Here is a 17,887-nt window from a genome sequence, read left to right as displayed (position 1 = left end):
CTCCTCGTCGCCGTTGGCGTCTGCGGGGTCTCACCTGTCCAGCTGAGCCCGCAGGAGTCTTCGCGCCTTCCACTCCAATCAACTCAGGTTTCTAGATTCATTTTTGGAGCCGGCCTCCTTCCATCCTCGAATGATGTTTAAAGTCATTCTTTATGCATATGCCAACCGGATTTACTCCTCCCACAACTCGCAAAACAGCTAACAGAGAACAATATGTATGTGTGGCTTTTCGGAGAACAGGAACCAGATTTTCGTACCTTCAACCGTTTCCGTTCCGAACGCATGAAGATGTTGTTTACGAGACGTTCATTTTCATTGTCGACCTCCTTCGGGAGGAAAGGTTGGTGAAGCTGGAAAACTATTTCATGGATGGTACTAAGTAGGAAGCAAAGGACAACAAGCATACGTTTGTTTGGAAGAAATTCACTTTTTATGTCTGAAAGCGCAGTGTTTCCATGGCGAAAGTTTGCTTTCTTTTAGCATTCTAATTTCCGCGTGTCTTCTTTTTTATTACGAACTGAAAGATCAGCCGTATCATCAAATAGCCAACAGCTCCCCCAATTGTGTTTAGAATGATATCATCAATATCGAAACTGCCTACTTGGGTGAAAAATTGCAGGATTTCAACCATCACAGTTGACAGAAAAACGGCCCCGATGGTTCGCCAAAATCCGTTAAAACGGTTGAACAGTAACGGGAGGAAGAACCCTAATGGCAGAAAGGCCAGCACATTGCCGAGCAGATTGGACATCCAGATGCTTTGATTGATATGAGAAGATGCACTTATATAGTCTGAGATTGTTTTAAATGGAATGAGGTTATATGGACTGGAACCCGCAGAATTGATTTCGTAGGCAGCCTGTCTGTAAGGGCTCAAAAACAGCAAAATTACTGCACTGATGATGTAAAGAATGAATAGGACATAAGAAAATACAGATATTCTCTTCCTGTATTTGGAATCCATGAAATTTAGCATATCTTCTCCTTGATTTTTAATCTATTAGTCTGATGATATATCATATTTTATGCATTTATTGAAAATGTTGTAGATTTACGCAGTACTCTTAATGAAAGAAAAAACCTTACCTACAAAGGCAAGGTTAACTCATATGTATTTGATCGTCCTGCAAAGCAGGGCCCCTGCCGTCCGTACAGTGGTTAAGTGTCCCGCAACAAGCGAATGTTCGGCAGAGGCAGTTATATTTTAACACAACTTTGTTGGAAAAATACAATTTGAAGAGTGGATACTTTTATTTTTATTTGGAATAGTGTTATGATAACAATGATTTTACCATAAGGAGATGATTTTCATGGCTAAAAAAGGATACATACAAATGCAAAATGGTGAGAAAATCGAATTTGAACTTTACCCAAATGAAGCTCCAGGAACAGTTGCGAACTTTGAAAAGCTTGCAAACGAAGGCTTCTATAACGGTTTGAATTTCCACCGCGTAATTCCTGGGTTTGTAAGCCAGGGAGGGTGCCCTCACGGAACAGGAACAGGTGGTCCAGGATACACAATCAAGTGCGAAACTGAAGGAAACCCTCATAAGCACGTACCAGGTTCACTTTCAATGGCACACGCTGGAAGAGACACGGGCGGCAGCCAGTTCTTCATCGTTCACGAATCACAGCCACACTTAAATGGTGTTCATACTGTATTCGGTAAAGTAACTTCTGGTTTGGAAGCTGCTAAAGCTATGCGCAATGGCGATGTAATGGAAAAGGTAGTTGTAACAGAAGAATAAGAAATACGGAAAGAGCCTTTGGGCTCTTTTTTTGTACTTATTTACCCATTGAACCGAACGTATGCTCTTGTTAAAATGAAGGAGATTGAACTTGCTTAAAAGAATTAAATGCGACAGTCTAATATTCAATGAATTTGACTAAACTATCTAATTTGTTTAAAGTTAGATTAAATAGTCTAATTTTATTAATGTTGGGTGGAATGGCAATGCGACCAGCTTCTGTATTCATAATGGATGTATCGAAGTCTTCCTCTGCATTGGATGGGGATAAATTAAGCAGTTATTTAGGGCACCTCGAGACATGGATTAAAGCATGGTTTGGCAATTCAGGCCTGGTGAAAGTGAAACATCGTTCTGGGGATGAAATCATACTTCTCGCTGAAGGCTATTCGTCTGCCTTTGTCACTGCATTTTATATTAGCCGGATATGGAGTTTTAGTGATAATCCGCCATATTTTGGGCTCGCCTTTGGCAAGATTGATAAAAGAGTAGATGAAATAGATATTGAAAAGTGGATTCATCCATTGGTGAAAGACGCAAGAAATGCGAATGACCATCTAAAGAAACAGAAAGAAAAAGAATCCTTCTTTTTTCAGGTGAATGATGAAGGGTCAGAGCTGCGTACATTAATGAGGGGATTGCTCAGGATCCAGCATGTATTGAGCATGCAGCAGACGGAGGTCCAACGGCTAGTTTGCTCTCTATATCTCGTATATGGAAAACAAAACGCTGTTGCTGACCTGCTAGACCGAACAGCACCTACGATTTACAGCCATTTTAAGAAAGGTCATAGCGAGCATATTCTAGAGAGTTTCCGTGATATCGTTGAAGTGTTGGACTCCATTCAGGCAAAAGAATTCCCGGATTTTAAGAATGGACAAACGAAGGAACTCGAAGCAAATATCCGAAAAAATATCAAAGACCAGGTACAGTATGTATTCAGCCTCTAAGTTCTGGTGAAAGGAGCAGGAATGCTTATATTAAGTTTAATCATTGCCCATTTAATAGCGGATTTTTACCTGCAGACAGATCTAATGGTACAGAATAAGCTGAAAAACTTGAAAAAGCATATACTCCATCATCTCGTTATGAATATTGCTGTCCTGACAACAGGCTGGCTTTTAATGGGTCAACATTATGACTTGGTAAAGGCTGTCGTGTGGCCAGTACTTTTCATAACGGGGACTCATCTAATTATTGACATTTTAAAGATCAAGATTTTGGACCAATATTCAGTCCGCGAAAACTTTAATAAGCTGTGGTTTTTTGTAATAGACCAGCTGATGCATTTCTCCATCCTGTTGATCGCATTGCAGCTTTTCTGGGGAATTCCACTAGTTTCAAATATCGATAGATTTATACAGCTGCTGTTTGAGCAAGGGCGACAATTGGACACAGTAAATTCAATCCTTGTCATTGTGGTCATCGTAATACTGGGAACAACAGTTAGCGGCCATATAATCCGCATCCTGCTTGGATCCCTGCCTGGGCAGCTGTTGACTTTTGAAGGGAAATACACCTTTAAAAATGAGCTTAAGGAGACTGCGTATCCCCCGAATAGCATTGGCGAAAGAGGTTTGTCTGAGCAATACAGCTACATGGTTTTTAATAAGCACGATATGTCACGAGGGAAGCTGATCGGCTATATCGAGCGTCTCCTGGTCATCCTGCTTACATATTATGGCTCGTATCCAGCCATCGGCTTCATTGTTACCGCGAAATCAATCGCTCGTTTTAAACAAATGGATGACCGCGACTGGGCAGAATATTTTCTATTGGGTACTTTAACATCCATGTTTTTGGGAATCTTATTCGGAATTCTTTTGAGGGAAATAGTAAATTAGTAAATAGGAATGGCAGTCTTTTGGCTCGCAATTTTACATTTTCAGCTAAAGAGTATTATGGCGGAGTGATTCGAATGAACATCGTACTATTCAGTAAGGATTTGCGTATTTCTGACCATCAGCCATTGACCGAGGCTGCTGCAAAAGGCACTATACTGCCGCTTTATATTATTGAACCTTCTCTTTGGGAAGAATCAGCACTTTCCGCACGTCATTTTAAATTTGTTGCCGAAAGTTTAGAGGACCTTTCAAAGCAAATAGAGGACAGGGGCGGGAAACTCTTTTTTGCGATCGATGAGCTGGAGACGGTACTGGGAAATTTGCTGGTGTCTTATGATTCTATCAACTTATATGCGCATAATGACAATAGACTGATAGATAAAGCGGCACTATGGATGGAGCAACATCACCAGCGCCTTTTTACTTTTGGCCCGGAGCTTGAAAGTGTGCCAGTAAAACTTTATAAAAACCGTTTGCAGTCGTACCTGAACGAACCTATTGAAAACATTCCAAACAGGATCGAGGTACCGGAACAATCACCAGCTTTTCTATTTACTGATTTAAAAAAACTCCAAAAATTCAGCGTCAAAGGGAGTAAAATCCGTTTTGGACAGCAGGGCGGAGAAGGTAGAGCGATAGAAACACTTGATTCTTTTCTCGAAGAAAGGTTTGCGAACTACATCGCTAACCAGCACAAGCCTCTGCCTTCTTCGCTATCATCTTCGAGGCTTTCCGCTTATATCACATGGGGTAATATTTCAGTCAGGACAATTTTTCAAAAAACAAACGAAAAATTCCAATTCTGTGAGGTGAAGGAGGAACAGCTCCAGCTAGAAGAGTTTTTATCAAAGCTAACTGCCCGGTTGAAAATTTTCAGTATTCCTCATGAAGATCTGAGCGTGACAGATGTAGGTATGATCAAAAGGGAATGGAATGAAGAGTGGTTCCAGCGCTGGCTGCAGGGCAGCACAGGGATACCGATGATTGATGCAGCGATGAGAAGCCTGTTTAAAACAGGGTGGCTGAATTTCACGCTGAGAGGCCTGGTTATTTCTTTCATTACAAACACTTTATTGCTGGATGGACATAAACCATCCAGGGCATTGGCAGAATTGTTTTTAGATTACGAGCCTGGTGTCCATGATTTCTATATCCACCAGCTAACCGGAATGGCAGGAAAGGTGAAAATCACTGACCCTGTAAAAATTGGCAAGCAGCTTGATCCGGATGGGGTGTTCATCCGCAGATATATCCCGGAACTGAACAGTATTCCAGGAGAATATATCCACGAACCATGGCTTTACCCTGCTTTTTACCGGCTGGGCTATACAGCACCGATTGTTGATGTGAAAAAAGCAAATAAGCATGCGAGGATTCAGTTTCAGGGAATAAAAGGAAAGGGGAAGCGAGGTCGAGAAAAAGGAGTACGGGGGACGGAGCAGCTATCCTTCGACCTTTAAAGAGCAATCCTCCACGCCGCTTTTTCCCTTGAAATAAGTTAAGGAAACTCCTAAAAGGGATATAACCCCTCCTGATATAGTTAAAATGGACGGACCTTCTCCAAGCCAAACCCAGGCAATCAGGAAGGAGGCTGCCGGTGTCAGGTATAGTGAACTTGCAGCTTCGGAGGCGCCAGATTTAGCTGTAATATAGGCTAATGCAAAGTATGCAATCACCGTTGGGAAGAGCCCAAGGTATATAACGCTAATCGTAGCTCCTATTGATGCCTCAGCTATTTCTGCCCTGATTCCAGGAGCAAAGAAGCTCATGAAGATCGTAGCGCCCCAAATGGTATAGGTAGTAAAAGGAAGTGCTCCATATTTACTTAAATATCTTTTTTGGAACACAAAGTAAAGTGATTCTGAAAGTGAAGCAATCAATATCAGGATCACGCCTAAACCAAACTCGAAGCTTCCCGAAGCGCCATATGAAATGAAGATGACCCCGAGCAAACTGATGGCAGCGCCAACCCAATACCATTTTCCGGTGCGTTCCCGAAAGAAAATGGTGCCTAATAATCCAATAAACACCGGGGATGTTGAAACAAGCAAGCTGGCTGCTCCGGAACTGACCGTTTGTTCGCCAAAATTTAGAGCTGTTTGATAGACAGCAAATCCGAGGAAGCCAAACAGCAAAATTACCGGCCAATCTTTTATATCTGGCAGCTTCATTTTTGTGAAGGCTGCGTAGAAAGCGAGAACCACAGAACCAATAAAGAGCCTCAGGAACGACAGGTGCTCAGGAGAATACCCTTCAAGACCGTGTCTGATTCCAGCGAATGAAGAACCCCATAATAAAATAACCAGCGCGTGTGCCGTCAGAATTCTATAATCCATTTAATACACCTCATTAAAAACCATCCAATTAAATCCTGTATAATGTTATGTCTTTTAAATATAACTGGGTCTTGGTAGAATGTATCCAGCCATTAAAATTATTTTAAAACCAACCAATTTTGAATGGAGCTGGGACATGAAAGTGCCGAAGTATAAGGTGATTATTGAATATATAAAAGAACAAATTACAAATGGCACATGGCCGGTTGGCAGCAAACTGCCCAGTCAGCGTGACCTTGCAAAGCAATTTGGTGTGAACAGAAGCACTGTCATAACTGCATTGGATGAATTGGCAGCTGAAGGCCTGGTAGAAGGTAAGCTCGGAATGGGGACGGTCGTCGTCAACAATACCTGGACTCTGATGCGTTCCACTGCTCCTGTGAATTGGAGCGAGCAGGTAGCGCTTGGCATGCACCAGGCAAGCATTGGCACTGTACAAGCTATAAACAAGGCAGAATCGGACCAGAGTTTAATTCAGCTCAGTAAAGGAGAACTTTCCCAGGATTTATTTCCTCTTGAGGATATGAGAGCTATTATAAAAAAGGTTGGACAAGAGCTCGAACCTTTTGGGTATGAAGATCCAAAAGGTAATCCACAATTGAGGGACGCGATTGCTAATTACCTAAATGAAAAAGGGATTCAGGTACCAGCATCTTCAATTTTAGTAGTATCCGGGGCATTGCAGGCTCTTCATTTAATTTCCATAGGTTTATTGGAAAGAGAATCCACAGTATTTCTCGAGAATCCATCATACCTATATTCATTATCTACCTTCCAGTCTGCCGGTATGAACCTGCAGGGAATCCAGATGGATCAGGAAGGCATCATTCCAGAAATGATTAAGGCATTTAATCACAGCAAGAAATCCGTATTATACTGCCATCCAACATTCCAGAATCCCACTGGTGCATTAATGGGAGAAAAAAGAAGGCAGGAGCTGCTGCAGCTGGCGGAGAATGCTCAGCTTCCAATCATCGAGGATGACGTGTACGGTGATTTATGGCTAGACTCACCTCCCCCGGCTCCAATCAAATCGCACGACAGGCACGGCAATGTCTTGTATCTTGGAAGCCTTTCAAAGAGTCTGAACCCGGGCCTGAGAATTGGATGGATTGCCGGTCCGGAAGCTGTTATTGACCGTCTGGCAGACCTAAAAATGCAAACAGACTACGGCTCAAGCTCTTTATCTCAAAGGGTAGCAGCAGAATGGCTTTCAAGTGGATTATATGAGCAGCACTTATTGAAGGTAAGGCAACAGCTAAAAAAGCGGAGAAACACCGCAATACAAGCATTGGATCAACATCTTAGCCGTTATGCTGAATGGGAGCGGCCTGCCGGCGGATTTTTCATCTGGGTAAAAATGAATCCGGAAATCTCAATGGCAGATTTGTACAGAAAAGCACTTGCCAATGGCGTTCTGATCAATCCGGGGAGGATTTATGCGACAAAAAAGCTGCAGCATTTCAGGCTTTCTTTTGCGAACGGGCCGGTTGATGACATCGCCAGGGGAATCGCCATATTAGAAACACTGTTGGAAGATTGTTAGAATAGAAGAATAAGATTTGGAATTGGATCAAGGTCAGGGAAAAGGAGAGAAAAATGAAATTAGTATCTTGGAATGTGAATGGAATAAGAGCTTGTACTGGCAAAGGTTTCTTGGACTTCTTTAATGAAACGGCCACAGATATCTTCTGTATACAAGAAACGAAATTGCAGGAAGGCCAAATTAAACTTGAACTGGAAGGGTACCATCAGTTCTGGAACTATGCTGAGAAGAAAGGGTATTCTGGTACAGCTGTCTTTTCAAGGGAAAAGCCTATCTCTGTACAATACGGGATTGGCTCTGCTGAACATGATCATGAGGGAAGGGCAATCACACTTGAATTCGAACAATTTTACCTTGTGAATGTCTATACACCAAATTCCCAGCGCGACCTGGCAAGACTAGGATACAGGTTATCCTGGGAAGATAAATTAAGAAACTATATGCTTGAACTAAACCAGAAGAAACCAGTTATCCTATGCGGTGATTTGAATGTCGCCCACAACGAAATCGACTTGAAAAATCCTAAACCCAACCGAGGCAACTCTGGATTCACAGACGAAGAAAGGGGAAAAATGACCGAACTCCTTGAGTGCGGATTTGTTGATTCCTTCCGTTACCTGCATCCTGATGCTGAAGGAGTCTATACATGGTGGTCTTATATGAATAAGGTAAGAGAAAGAAATATCGGGTGGCGCATTGATTATTTCATTGTTTCAGAGAGACTGGCCTCTTCAATTGTGGAAGCGGGCACCGAATGCTTCGTTATGGGAAGTGACCACTGTCCTGTAACATTGGAACTTAACATAACAGAATGACGTCTTATTATTCCTCCGGGTTATTGTCCGGGGGAATTTTTTTTTTCATTTTCATTTTTATTGGCTCAAAGAAACAGTATGGCTTAATTCAAGCTTGATAGCTTATGAGTATATCTTAATCACAAAGCATTACATCGCTTTTATAAAAGAATTTAAGAATTATTAAAACCTTTTCTTTTGATTTCCGCTTAAATGTTATATACTATAAGACAATAAGGATAACACATTTAAAAATTCCTTGATAATGTAATGTCATTATTAATGGGGGTACGTTGGTGGTAAGTTCTATTAAACTAACAAAACGACAGGAAGAAATCGTTCAGATTGTTAAGGAAGATGGCCCGATCACGGGTGAGCAGATTGCTGAAAAGCTAAAGCTTACTCGCGCAACTCTCCGTCCTGACCTGGCGATATTAACGATGGCAGGGAATCTGGAGGCCAGACCAAGAGTTGGCTACTTTTTCAATAAAGAAAAAGAGACGAAGCTGAACGCGAAAGCAATTCTTGATCTGAGGGTCAATGATTACAAAGGCCACCCGATCGTCGTTCAGAAATCCTCCTCCGTGTACGATTCGATTGTCCAGATGTTCCTTGAGGATGTAGGGACCCTTTACGCGGTGGATTCTGAAGGATGTCTGGCTGGGGTTATTTCAAGAAAAGATCTATTGAGGGCAGCTATCGGGAACAAAAATCTCGAGGATCTGCCTGTAAGCGTCATCATGACAAGGATGCCTAACATCATTACAGTCAAACCGGAGGAAACGCTGCTTCAGGCTGCTAATAAGCTGGTGACAAATCGAATTGATTCACTCCCTGTCGTCCGGGAACTCAACGGGAAGCCAGATACATATGAGGTCATTGGGCGAATTACAAAAACGACTATTACGAGGGTTTATCTTGAAATCGCAGAGCAAAAATCTGTCTAGGAAGTGAGCGTATTTTGGATATGAAGGAAGTTGTTTATGTAGTATCCGACTCCGTCGGGGAAACAGCAGAATTTGTAGTAAAGGCCGTGGCGACACAATTTAACGGCGGCCAGGTTGACATAAGAAGGAATTCATATGTTGAGGATGAAGAGGACATTGAGGATGTCATCATTGTGGCGAAACAAGTTCAGTCCATCATCGCATACACCATCGTCGTTCCGTCTTTAAAGGCTTATCTTGACAAAAGGGCCCAGGAGGAAGGGATTTATGCAGTTGATTTGTTAAACCCGCTCATGAACGCCTTTGAAAAAAAGTTCAACAAGGAGCCGAATCATCGTCCAGGAATGATGCGCAAGCTTGATGATGAATACTTTCGGAAGATCGAAGCGATAGAATTCGCCGTGAAATACGATGATGGCAGAGATCCACGGGGGATTTTAAGGGCGGATATCGTTTTGGTCGGCGTTTCACGAACCTCCAAAACACCGCTGTCCATGTATCTTGCACATAAACGGTACAAAGTGGCAAATGTTCCGATCGTGCCTGAAGTCAAGCCGCCTGATGAATTGTTCCAGATTCCGAGGAGCAAATGTGTCGGACTCATCATCTCGCCAGATAAGCTGAATGAAATCAGGACCGAAAGGCTGAAGGCGCTGGGGCTGGGTGCAAGGGCGAATTACGCGAGCTATGAACGAATTCTTGAAGAGCTTGATTATGCGGAAAAAATAATGAAACGTGTTGGCTGTCCTGTCATCAATGTTTCCAATAAGGCAATTGAAGAAACTGCAGGGTTGATACTTGATATTTTAAAAAGTGAGAGGAGTTTTGGCTGATGTCTAAATTTGTTTATCTTTTTAATGAAGGAAACAGCGGGATGAAGGAAATTCTTGGAGGGAAAGGTGCCAACCTGGCGGAAATGACGCGTATCGGCCTTCCTGTACCGTTTGGCTTCACCATTTCCACTGAAGCCTGCAACTCTTACTATGAAGCAGGCAAAACGATTCCTGCTGAAGTCCAGGCGCAGGTTCTTGAAGCGCTCGGGGAACTTGAAACGAAAACAGGCAAGAAGCTTGGAAATCCTGAAAACCCTCTGCTTGTATCAGTACGCTCTGGCGCAGTGTTCTCCATGCCGGGGATGATGGACACAGTTTTGAATCTCGGAATGAACGACGAAACAGTTGAAGGCATGGCCAGTCTGACGAACAATCCTCGTTTTGCGTACGATTCTTATCGTCGCTTTATTCAGATGTTCAGTGATGTCGTCCTTGATGTTGATGTGTTCTTTTTCGAACGTTTCCTTGAAGAAAAACGTGAAGCAAAAGGATATGCATCTGACCCAGAAATGACAGCTGAGGACTGGAAGGAAGTAATAGAAGGATATAAGAAAATTGTGCAAAAACATACGAGAAAGCCATTTCCTCAGGATCCAAAAGAGCAATTATTTCTTTCGGTCAACGCTGTATTTGATTCATGGAACAATCAGCGCGCGATTGTCTACCGCCGTCTGAATAAAATTCCTTCCCACCTTGGAACTGCTGTCAATATCCAGAGCATGGTCTTCGGGAACATGGGTGACGATTCAGGCACAGGTGTTGCGTTTACACGCGATCCTTCTACCGGTGAACACATCCTATATGGCGAATATTTGATCAATGCCCAAGGGGAGGATGTGGTAGCGGGTATCCGTACACCTCAGCCAATCCAGACACTAAAAGATGAAATGCCTGAAGTCTATCAGGAATTCGTTGAGACATGCCAACGGCTTGAGAACCATTATGAAGACATGCAGGACATTGAATTCACTGTAGAACGTGGAGAGCTTTTCATCCTGCAGACACGCACCGGAAAGCGTACCGCCCAGGCGGCAATCCGAATTGCAACAGAGTTAGTCCAGGAAGGAATCATTGACAAAAAGACTGCATTGCTTCGTGTGGACCCTGAGCAGCTTGATCAGCTCCTGCACCGGAGGATCGATGAGAATTTCGAACGGAATCAGCTGGCCAAAGGACTGCCAGCTTCACCAGGGGCCGCAACAGGCAAGGTTGTATTCGATGCTGATGAAGCAGAGCTGCTTGCGAATGAAGGCCAGAAGGTCATCCTCGTCCGTCCAGAGACGACTCCGGATGATATCCACGGCATTATCGCAGCACAGGCGGTTGTTACAAGCCGCGGCGGAATGACAAGTCATGCTGCTGTTGTGGCTCGAGGCATGGGTAAAGCATGTATCTGCGGATGCGAGGCGATGAAGATCGATCTTCATGAGAAACAATTCCGCGTCGGTGAAGTGGTAGTGAACCATGGAGACATCATTACGATTGATGGCGGAACTGGAGAAATCATGCTTGGTGAGATCCCGATGATTGAGCCTGAGCTTTCAGATGAGTTCCAGCTTCTGCTTTCGTGGGCTGACGAAGAACGAAAAATAGGAGTGCGTGCGAACGCTGATAATCCTGAAGATTCTGCAAAGGCGCTTGAATTTGGGGCAGGTGGTATTGGTTTATGCCGTACTGAGCACATGTTCATGGATGCGGCAAGGGTGCCGATTGTCCAGAAGATGATCCTGGCTGAAACGTTTGAAGAGCGCAATCTTGCCCTTGATGAATTATTGCCAATGCAGCAGGGAGATTTTGAAGGAATCCTTGAAGTCATGCAGGGGCTTCCAGTAACGATCCGCTTGCTCGATCCGCCTCTTCATGAGTTCTTGCCTGACAAGGAAGAATTACTAGTAGAGATTACGAAGCTGCAAATACTTGATCCAGAATCAAAGGAACTTAAGGGAAAGGAAGCATTGCTTAAAAAAGTGCGCCAGCTTGATGAATTCAACCCAATGCTGGGTCACCGTGGCTGCCGTTTAGGCATGATCCATCCTGAAATCTATGAGATGCAAGCCAGAGCCATCTTTTATGCAGTAGCGAACCTTTCGGAGAGAGGGATTGAAGTCCAGCCTGAAATCATGATTCCATTAGTAGGACATGTAAATGAGTTAAAAGAAATGCGTGAATTAGTCAATGTTGCAGCACAAAGCATCAAAGAAGAAACAGGCAAGGATTTTCAGTATACTGTTGGGACAATGATTGAGATTCCACGTGCAGCCTTGACAGCTGACCAGATTGCCCAGGAAGCTGATTTCTTCTCATTTGGCACGAACGACCTGACACAAACAACATTTGGATACAGCCGTGATGATGCAGAAGGCAAGTTTCTTCAAGCATATATTGAACAAAAAGTACTGCCAGAAAATCCATTCGCCGTGCTCGACCGTGAGGGAGTCGGCAAATTGGTTGAGACAGGTGTAACGCTTGGCCGCCAGACAAAGCCTGGTCTGAAGACAGGTATTTGCGGTGAACATGGAGGAGAAAAGAGCTCGATCGAATTTTGCTACACTGCAGGACTTGACTACGTCAGCTGCTCTCCTTACCGTGTACCGCTGGCCCGTTTGGCAGCTGCTCAGGCAACAATCCGCCATGAGAAAAATAACGAAAAAGAAGTCGTCACAACTAAATAATTTATTCGAGGAGCGTGTGACCAAAACACGCTCTTTCTTTCATAATATGAAGGATTTACCTTATCAATAGGTAACTCATGGAAAAAAGGGTATACTAGTCATGTAAGTAAAATCCTTAGGTCTTCTGGTGTTACGACTCACCGTTAGAAGGCGTGAGACCAACCAGAAAGGATGAAGGAAATGAACATGAAATTATACCAGGCTAATGCAGGGGATGGCAGCAAGAAGAAAGGCTTAAGAAGAACGCAATCATTTTTTTCGACAGCCCATGAAGCTGTTTCAGAAGCCTTTGCTCTAAAGGAAAAGATGGATTCGAGGTATGGCAACGAAATTGAGTGGGATTATGAAAGTGTATTTACAGGAACATCAGATAAGATGAAAATCCTCAAAGGATACCTGAAGGGTAATCGACAAACTACACCTTTTTATCTGGAAATACTTCGTGTCGAAAACGATGAGAAGATAAAACCGGTATCCCCGATCAAACCTAAAAGTGTTACAAAAGAAGATCAAATGGTTTTCAACAAGGTTGTGGATATGCTGCAGTTAAAGAACGCATAAATTAGGCCGTTCCTCAATTACGATGAACGAATAAGAAAAAATGGAAGGGCTCGCACAATTTTTTGTGCGGCCTTTTGTATATATTTTACCGATATTAAGGGGTTCAGAGATGAGACAAATTGAATTAATCCATCAGCAAGCAGTAGAAAACACAAAAATTAAAATTCAGGAAGACATCGATATGTTCCTTGGAGAAAAGGAAGACTTGCCCGATTTCGAGGAATATTTAAATACAAGAAGTAATTATATCAATCAAATTTGGCTGAATGTCTGGCTGACGAAGTCGACGAATGACTTCTCAAAGCGTGACAAGAAATCTTTTTTGAGTGAACGTGGTTTTACAGTAGAAGGTGTAGACCGGAAGTTGATCAATAAGTTGTTCAGGAACGAAGTGAGGGACTATGAACCCTTTGATACGGAAGAGTGGATTAAATCCTCAAACATCGAGCAAACATGGCGTGAGTTATATGGCCGGGCACGGAAAAGGTACTTGAAAAAAGCAGAGGAAGACCGTCTGCTTGAGAAGAGAGCGTTGATCAAAGAGAAAATCCATCAGGCAGCACATAAGGTTTTAAATGAGTACCAGGATTTGGCTTACTTGAGGATCAGGCATGAGATGGCAAAGGAATTGCAGAAAGTATTTAAGGAGAATCCGAGATACGAGGATCTTGATACATACAGGCTTGAGGAAAGGTTAACGGAAATCGGAGCCTTTGAGCCGGAAGACTACCGAACTATGGCTGATTTTTTTGATGAATTGACAGGTCAAATCCATCAGACAGCACAATGGGGACGGTATTATTTTGAATATGAAACCTACCAATTCCATTTTGAAAACAGAGTGATGGATTACTTCAGTCTTATAGGAGCAGAACAAGTCCTGAATAACCTTACGGAAGATGTGATTAACTCTTATGAAGAGGTATTTGAAGACAGGCTCTCCGTTTCTGAGACGAAGCGGATTATTCATGATACAGTTGAAGCGTTTATAGATGGATTCCTGTATAAACTTCAAGAAGAGTACATAGACGATCTTTTGGAGCTATCCGAAACTGTTTTTGATGAAAAAATCCATCGTGATCTATATGAACATGACTTGATGGAAAGGGAAAGAAGGAAGGCGGAGGAAGCTGCAGAACAAGAGCGGAAGCGTGCAGAAGAGGCTCGGATGCTGGAAGATATCTTCGGCAGGGAATATAATCCTTCCCTCAGGAGGAATATACGTTATATTTTGCATATCGGAGAGACCAATACAGGGAAAACTCACCATGCACTTGAAAGGATGAAGGCGGCAGAAAGTGGCTTGTATCTTGCGCCTCTGCGCCTGCTGGCACTGGAGGTCTATGAAAAGCTCAATTCAGAAGGTGTTCCATGCTCGCTGAAAACGGGTGAGGAAGAAAAGTCAGTGGAAGGGGCGAACCATACTTCCTGTACTGTAGAAATGTTTCATGAAAAGGATTTCCATCATGTAGTCGTGATTGATGAATCCCAAATGATTGCTGATAAAGACAGAGGCTTTTCCTGGTTTAAAGCAATCACGAAAGCAAATGCTGAAGAAGTGCACATCATTGGCAGCGTGAATATTAAACAGATGATGTTGGACCTCCTCGGTGATGGAGTTGCGGAAATACATGAATATAGCCGCGATATTCCTCTGCAAGTTGAGAACAAAGAGTTTAGTCTTAATCATACAAAGAAAGGAGATGCGCTTGTTTGTTTCTCCCGTAAACAGGTATTGGAGAATGCGTCAAAGCTGCAAAATAGCGGACGGCAGGTAAGCATGATTTATGGAAGTATGCCTCCAGAGACGCGAAAGAAGCAAATTGACCGATTTATTAAAGGGGAAACAACTGTTGTAGTCGCAACAGACGCGATTGGGATGGGTTTGAACCTGCCAATTAGGCGAATCGTATTCTTGGAAAATGAGAAGTTTGATGGAACGAGAAGACGAAGATTAACGTCACAGGAAGTGAAGCAAATAGCGGGCCGTGCGGGAAGGAAGGGCATTTATAATGTCGGTCGGGTTGCATTTACAGCGGATATCAGCCTGATGACAAAGCTCCTTGAAAAGGAAGATCATCCAGTTGAAATATTTTCCATTGCACCAACCTCAGGAATCTTTGAACGATTTCAGAAATATCACCGTTCTCTCGCTGTCTTCTTTGAGCTTTGGGATAAATTCGAGAGTCCAAGGGGCACGAAAAAAGCATCCCTAACGGAAGAAAGGGATCTGTACGAATATGTGCGGAATACTGAAATCGAAGCGAGACTGCCAATGATGGAATTGTATGGTTTCCTCCACTTGCCATTTTCATCCAGAGAGCCTGCCCTGATTGAACAATGGCTTGAAACAATCAAGGCAATTATCTCTGGTGAAGACCTGCCGGAGCCTGTTGTAAAGACAGTGACACTTGAAGAACTCGAACTTTCATATAAGGCAATCGGCCTGCATTTGTTGTTTTTATATAAGCTTGACCGGAGGACAGAGGCTGTATATTGGGAAAGGCTTAGAACCGGATTGAGCGATGATGTTCATGAATTCTTAAAGTCAGAAGTGAAGAATTATAAAAAGAAATGCAGACTTTGCGGTAAAGGTATCCATGTCGATTCCCCTTATCAAATTTGTGATCCCTGCCACTCGGCAAGGTACAGGAACCGGTCTGATTCACGGGACAGATGGAGATGACTAACAGGAAGCGGTGCTCTTATGAATTGAGAGCACTGCTTCTTTTATGAGGGACAGTAGTATATAAACGGTGATCCGCCATAAGATGGATAGTGAGATTATTTAAAAAGGTGTGATCACATGGCTGTCCATGTCGTGAGAGCAGGAGAAACCCTTTGGTCTATTGCAAGAACATATGGTGTCACCATCCAAAACATAATCGATGTCAATGGGCTCCCTTCCGCCAGTTTAATTATCCCCGGCTTGGCGCTCTACATCCCTGATCAACAGCCGATTGTTCGCTTTTATAAAATTAAGGCTGGCGATACCTTATGGAAACTGTCGGTCCAGTTTAATACAAGCGTCAATAGTATCTTGAACGCAAATCCTGGGCTTGACCCCAACAGATTGTATATTGGCCAGAATATTAATATTCCATCCCCTATAGAACCGCAAATGGCCACGCTCGGTTTTATTGTACCGAGTTCCCCTCAAACCTTTCTGGCAACACTCGAAGCACTCGCGCCAAAGCTGACTTTCCTGGCGGTGGCGGCTTACTCCTTTACCGACCAAGGATATGCTTATGTAGGCATGGATGATACCTCAATCGTCAGAAGAAGCAACGAATTGAATGTGATTCCGTTATTATTAATCCAGAACACAAAAGGTTCGGGTTTCAGCAAAGAATTAGCTGGGAATGTATTGGGGAACTCTGTATTAAGAGGAAACCTGGTTGCCAGTCTCGTGAACCTCGCTAATACAAGGGGATATGGGGGCATTAGTGTCGACTTGGAGTTCATTCCCCCGCCAAACAGAGAAGATTTTAATTCCTTCCTAAGGGAATTGAAGGCAGCAATGGGTAATCTTATTTTACACGTGAACGTACACGCGAAAACAGAAGATATCCCTACCAATCCAATTATTGGAGCCTACGATTATAAAACAATCGGAGAGATTGCGGACATTGTTGCCGTCATGACAATTGATTACGGCTACCCGGGAGGCCCGCCAGATCCTGTATCACCCTTATGGTGGCTGGCTCTTGTGATACGGTATTCCCTTACTCTGATTCCTCGGGAAAAAATGCAAATCGCCTTACCCCTTTATGGGCATGACAAAGTCGTTTCAACCAATCAATACAAAGCACTTTCAGTCCTGGATGCGCAAAATCTTGCCATATCCACAGGTACGGTCATCCAGTTTGACGCAGCTGCCAAATCCCCCTGGTTCAGATATTGGAAAGGAACAGAAGAACATATCGTCTGGTTTGAAGATATTCGCAGCTATATCGAGAAATACAGGTTAGTCGACCTTTATCAGCTCTATGGAACAACTTATTGGCAGCTGAGCATGCCAGCACCACAAAACTGGGCGTATTTAGAAAAAATTGATATTTTAAAATCTTAATAGGTTTTTTGCTTAAAGATAGATAAAAGAGTTTTATCAGATATTTTCCACTTGCTTCTAAAAAGGAGCAGGTGTCTTTTTATTTGTGTGAATAAACTGCTTTTTGGGTATTAGGTAGGTAATCGTATTAGAGAAAAGGAGGCTTCACGATGAACAATTTTTTAAAAAGTGGCTTTTTGCTGGGAATCGGTGCTGCTGTTGCGGGAAAGGAAAAGTTGGATGATACCATTACGAAGCTGGTTGAGAAAGGTAATATGACTCAGGCAGAGGCAGATACCATTTTTGATGATTTTTTTAAAAAAGGTGAATCAAAAAGTGATGAGTGGAACCAGGAATTCAGGAAAATGGTCAAAGGTCAGCTCAATGAGCTTGGATTCGTGACAAAGGAAGAACTAGATCATGTGCAGGCACAGCTTGTCATGCTGCGAGATGAAATAACTCATCTTCGAAACAGCAGCTTAAATAAGGATATAGATGAAATGGAGCTAGGAATGGAGAATGTTCCACCTGGTTTTTCAAAAGACTTGGAATAAT

Annotated in this window: 15 protein-coding genes and 1 pseudogene; 14 read left to right on the top strand and 2 right to left on the bottom strand. The window is 43.0% G+C overall.

Going from position 1 to position 17,887, the window contains the following annotated elements:
• Positions 1–118 precede the first annotated feature (118 nt).
• Positions 119–380 (top strand): annotated as a pseudogene (locus tag ACXAEA_RS12125) (transposase); the annotation flags it as partial.
• A 104-nt stretch (positions 381–484) separates the two neighbouring features.
• Here ACXAEA_RS12125 and ACXAEA_RS12120 read toward each other — a convergent pair.
• On the bottom strand, positions 485–976 hold the full coding sequence (locus tag ACXAEA_RS12120) for a VanZ family protein (RefSeq protein WP_475096136.1): 492 nt from the start codon (positions 974–976) through the stop codon (positions 485–487).
• Between the two features lie 334 nt (positions 977–1,310).
• On the opposite strand from ACXAEA_RS12120, the gene ACXAEA_RS12115 reads away from it, so the two are divergent.
• The 4 genes from ACXAEA_RS12115 (at position 1,311) to ACXAEA_RS12100 (ending at position 5,052) form a co-directional block, all read left to right on the top strand.
• Complete coding sequence (locus ACXAEA_RS12115) at positions 1,311–1,748, top strand: peptidylprolyl isomerase (RefSeq protein ID WP_475096135.1); 438 nt, start codon at positions 1,311–1,313, stop codon at positions 1,746–1,748.
• 206 nt (positions 1,749–1,954) lie between these two features.
• Positions 1,955–2,698, top strand: a complete 744-nt coding sequence (locus ACXAEA_RS12110) for a sigma-70 RNA polymerase sigma factor region 4 domain-containing protein (RefSeq protein WP_475096134.1) — start codon at positions 1,955–1,957, stop codon at positions 2,696–2,698.
• A gap of 21 nt (positions 2,699–2,719) precedes the next feature.
• A complete protein-coding gene (locus tag ACXAEA_RS12105) occupies positions 2,720–3,592 on the top strand; it encodes a DUF3307 domain-containing protein (protein ID WP_475096133.1) in 873 nt (290 codons plus the stop codon).
• 74 nt (positions 3,593–3,666) lie between these two features.
• Complete coding sequence (locus ACXAEA_RS12100; RefSeq protein ID WP_475096132.1) at positions 3,667–5,052, top strand: FAD-binding domain-containing protein; 1,386 nt, start codon at positions 3,667–3,669, stop codon at positions 5,050–5,052.
• On the opposite strand, the gene ACXAEA_RS12095 is transcribed toward ACXAEA_RS12100, so the two are convergent.
• A complete protein-coding gene (locus ACXAEA_RS12095; RefSeq protein WP_475096131.1) occupies positions 5,035–5,928 on the bottom strand; it encodes a DMT family transporter in 894 nt (297 codons plus the stop codon). The two genes, ACXAEA_RS12100 and ACXAEA_RS12095, sit on opposite strands and share 18 nt — an antisense overlap.
• A gap of 136 nt (positions 5,929–6,064) precedes the next feature.
• Between ACXAEA_RS12095 and pdxR the strand changes: the two genes are divergently transcribed.
• From pdxR to ACXAEA_RS12050, 9 genes are all read left to right on the top strand, one after another.
• Positions 6,065–7,474: a MocR-like pyridoxine biosynthesis transcription factor PdxR gene (gene pdxR / locus ACXAEA_RS12090; protein ID WP_475096130.1), complete on the top strand. Its 1,410-nt coding sequence runs from the start codon at positions 6,065–6,067 to the stop codon at positions 7,472–7,474.
• A gap of 53 nt (positions 7,475–7,527) precedes the next feature.
• On the top strand, positions 7,528–8,289 hold the full coding sequence (locus tag ACXAEA_RS12085) for an exodeoxyribonuclease III (RefSeq protein ID WP_475096129.1): 762 nt from the start codon (positions 7,528–7,530) through the stop codon (positions 8,287–8,289).
• A 275-nt stretch (positions 8,290–8,564) separates the two neighbouring features.
• Positions 8,565–9,215 carry a transcriptional regulator CcpN gene (gene ccpN, locus ACXAEA_RS12080; RefSeq protein WP_475096128.1) on the top strand — a complete coding sequence of 217 codons (651 nt, stop codon included), beginning with the start codon at positions 8,565–8,567 and terminating at the stop codon, positions 9,213–9,215.
• A gap of 14 nt (positions 9,216–9,229) precedes the next feature.
• Positions 9,230–10,048: a pyruvate, water dikinase regulatory protein gene (locus tag ACXAEA_RS12075; protein ID WP_475096127.1), complete on the top strand. Its 819-nt coding sequence runs from the start codon at positions 9,230–9,232 to the stop codon at positions 10,046–10,048.
• Positions 10,048–12,720: a pyruvate, phosphate dikinase gene (gene ppdK, locus ACXAEA_RS12070; protein WP_475096126.1), complete on the top strand. Its 2,673-nt coding sequence runs from the start codon at positions 10,048–10,050 to the stop codon at positions 12,718–12,720. Before ACXAEA_RS12075 ends, ppdK begins: the two co-directional genes overlap by 1 nt.
• A gap of 180 nt (positions 12,721–12,900) precedes the next feature.
• Entirely contained in the window at positions 12,901–13,281 is a 381-nt protein-coding gene (locus tag ACXAEA_RS12065; RefSeq protein WP_474835881.1) for a hypothetical protein, read from the top strand.
• A gap of 109 nt (positions 13,282–13,390) precedes the next feature.
• Positions 13,391–15,967: a DEAD/DEAH box helicase gene (locus ACXAEA_RS12060; protein WP_475096125.1), complete on the top strand. Its 2,577-nt coding sequence runs from the start codon at positions 13,391–13,393 to the stop codon at positions 15,965–15,967.
• Between the two features lie 120 nt (positions 15,968–16,087).
• Entirely contained in the window at positions 16,088–17,353 is a 1,266-nt protein-coding gene (locus ACXAEA_RS12055; RefSeq protein WP_475096124.1) for a LysM peptidoglycan-binding domain-containing protein, read from the top strand.
• A gap of 149 nt (positions 17,354–17,502) precedes the next feature.
• A complete protein-coding gene (locus ACXAEA_RS12050) occupies positions 17,503–17,886 on the top strand; it encodes a phasin family protein (protein ID WP_475096123.1) in 384 nt (127 codons plus the stop codon).
• The last annotated feature ends 1 nt before the right edge of the window (position 17,887 follow it).

The sequence above is a fragment of the Mesobacillus sp. ABV4_180 genome, assembly GCF_056158485.1.
Note: the sequence above shows the minus strand (reverse complement) of the source record. Positions and strands in the feature narration are given on the sequence as shown.

Bases quoted from the DNA above. Each gene is read 5' to 3' on its own strand.
- ACXAEA_RS12120 (WP_475096136.1), bottom strand. From the start codon at position 976: ATGCTAAATTTCATGGATTCCAAATACAGGAAGAGAATATCTGTATTT.
- ACXAEA_RS12115 (WP_475096135.1), top strand. From the start codon at position 1,311: ATGGCTAAAAAAGGATACATACAAATGCAAAATGGTGAGAAAATCGAA.
- ACXAEA_RS12110 (WP_475096134.1), top strand. From the start codon at position 1,955: ATGCGACCAGCTTCTGTATTCATAATGGATGTATCGAAGTCTTCCTCT.
- ACXAEA_RS12105 (WP_475096133.1), top strand. From the start codon at position 2,720: ATGCTTATATTAAGTTTAATCATTGCCCATTTAATAGCGGATTTTTAC.
- ACXAEA_RS12100 (WP_475096132.1), top strand. From the start codon at position 3,667: ATGAACATCGTACTATTCAGTAAGGATTTGCGTATTTCTGACCATCAG.
- ACXAEA_RS12095 (WP_475096131.1), bottom strand. From the start codon at position 5,928: ATGGATTATAGAATTCTGACGGCACACGCGCTGGTTATTTTATTATGG.
- pdxR (WP_475096130.1), top strand. From the start codon at position 6,065: ATGAAAGTGCCGAAGTATAAGGTGATTATTGAATATATAAAAGAACAA.
- ACXAEA_RS12085 (WP_475096129.1), top strand. From the start codon at position 7,528: ATGAAATTAGTATCTTGGAATGTGAATGGAATAAGAGCTTGTACTGGC.
- ppdK (WP_475096126.1), top strand. From the start codon at position 10,048: ATGTCTAAATTTGTTTATCTTTTTAATGAAGGAAACAGCGGGATGAAG.
- ACXAEA_RS12065 (WP_474835881.1), top strand. From the start codon at position 12,901: ATGAACATGAAATTATACCAGGCTAATGCAGGGGATGGCAGCAAGAAG.
- ACXAEA_RS12060 (WP_475096125.1), top strand. From the start codon at position 13,391: ATGAGACAAATTGAATTAATCCATCAGCAAGCAGTAGAAAACACAAAA.
- ACXAEA_RS12055 (WP_475096124.1), top strand. From the start codon at position 16,088: ATGGCTGTCCATGTCGTGAGAGCAGGAGAAACCCTTTGGTCTATTGCA.
- ACXAEA_RS12050 (WP_475096123.1), top strand. From the start codon at position 17,503: ATGAACAATTTTTTAAAAAGTGGCTTTTTGCTGGGAATCGGTGCTGCT.